Raw genomic sequence first — 1,668 nt, forward strand, 5'->3', positions numbered from 1 at the left:
ATGGGGAGTTTAGGGGGGGGCCCCGAAGGGGCAACCCCCCCCTAAATCCCTCGCACCGCACTCTTACTTATTACTTTCATCTTTTTGTTTCATAGATTGTCTAAACCGGTACGATTCTCCGTTGAGTAGGAGAATATGGGCCTTATGGGTAAGTCGATCAAGCAGAGCTGCTGTCATCTTTTCGTCTCCGAAGATGGAAGTCCATTCTGTGAATTCTAGATTAGTAGTGATCATTACGCTCGCCCTTTCATATCGTCCGGCAAAAAATTGGAACAGTAACTCAGCTCCTATCTTGGTAAATGGTACATATCCAAGTTCATCTACGATGATTAAATCAATTTTGAGCCACCGTTTCTCCACGGCTCCAAGCTTGTGTTCTTCATTGGCTAATAAGAGTTCTTCTACTAGCTCAGCTGCTGAGATAAACTTTACCTTATAGCCATTTTTAATCATCTCAATGCCTATTCCCGTTGCGAGATGAGACTTTCCGGTCCCACTGTTTCCTAAAAAAATGATGTTTTCCCTTTTCTCCACAAAATCCCCCTTGGATAACGTAAGAAACCGGTTCTTATTCAAACTGGGCATCAAACTAAAATCATAACTATCTAATGTTTTGTGGACAGGGAAAGCTGCTTGCTTTAGTCTTCTTTGTCTTTGATTTTCTTCTCTAGACTCAGATTCACTTTCTAATAAAGCCAATAGGTACTCTTCATAGGTGAAATTACGCTCTTCAGCTTCTCTAGCGAGTGAACGATACTGTGCAGCAATCATGGGAACCCGAAGTTTTTTAGTAAGGTGGTCTAATAAAAGTTCTGTTGTCATTTGTTATTTACTCCTGTAAGTTTTCCATATTGTTCAATATTAGACTTACTAACTTTATAATCTAGGAGGCTAATAGGCGTTTGATCCGTCGGGAGAGGCTGGAATGATATATCTTGATTGGTGAGCTTTTGAATTATTTCATGTACAACCTCGTATCGGAAAACTTGCGTTTTTTCTGCTTCTAAAAAGGCAATTGTTAACTTCTCCATTCCAATATCACGGTGAAGAAGGAGTAGTCGGATAAATTTCCGATCACCAGCGGCACCTTCTTGTTCACGCATTTTAAGGTGGAAACGCTTGAATACATCAGGTACTTCAGTAGTCTGGAATGCATGCGCATCTCTAATGGCCCTTGGTTTCTTAAGTAATATCTCAAGATAATGATCAAGAACCGTAATCATTTGATTTCTTTCATATGAGCGCACGTGTTCTGCGATCACTTGGTTTTGAGCCACTACGATTACTCGATCGACAAAAATTTTTGCCCAAACTTCTTGGCCAGCGAATCGACAAGGTACAGAGTAACGATTGGTATCAACAGTTATGAGCGATGTTTTATTTACTTTACATGATAAAAGTTTACACGCTTCGAAACGAATTGGAGGAAGAGGTGATAAATACCTCTTTTCTTTCTCCCACATTTCAAGCACAGTCTCAGATTTATTCGGGACGTGAGTCCTGCTTGCTTCCTTGACACACCAGTCCGTAAGGTATTGGTTTAATTCTTCTATGGTTTGAACCTCTGGATAAGGAACCAGGGCATTTCTCCTTATGTATCCTACAGTTCCTTCAATCCGTCCCTTTTCGTTTCCACTTGCGGGATTACAAAACTCAGCTTTAAACACA

General features: G+C 40.6%; 2 protein-coding genes. Both read right to left on the reverse strand.

Features of this window, described 5'->3' with window-relative positions; translation table 11 throughout:
* Positions 1 to 63 precede the first annotated feature (63 nt).
* Positions 64 to 822: an IS21-like element helper ATPase IstB gene (gene istB / locus M44_RS18580; RefSeq protein ID WP_010176092.1), complete on the reverse strand. Its 759-nt coding sequence runs from the start codon at positions 820 to 822 to the stop codon at positions 64 to 66.
* Positions 819 to 1,668 (reverse strand): Mu transposase domain-containing protein (locus tag M44_RS27400; protein WP_040365524.1); only part of this gene is annotated, 850 nt, incomplete at its 5' end. The genes M44_RS27400 and istB, both read right to left, overlap by 4 nt.

The sequence above is a fragment of the Bacillus coahuilensis m4-4 genome, from assembly GCF_000171615.1.
Classification (GTDB): Bacteria; Bacillota; Bacilli; order Bacillales; family Bacillaceae_K; genus Bacillus_T; species Bacillus_T coahuilensis.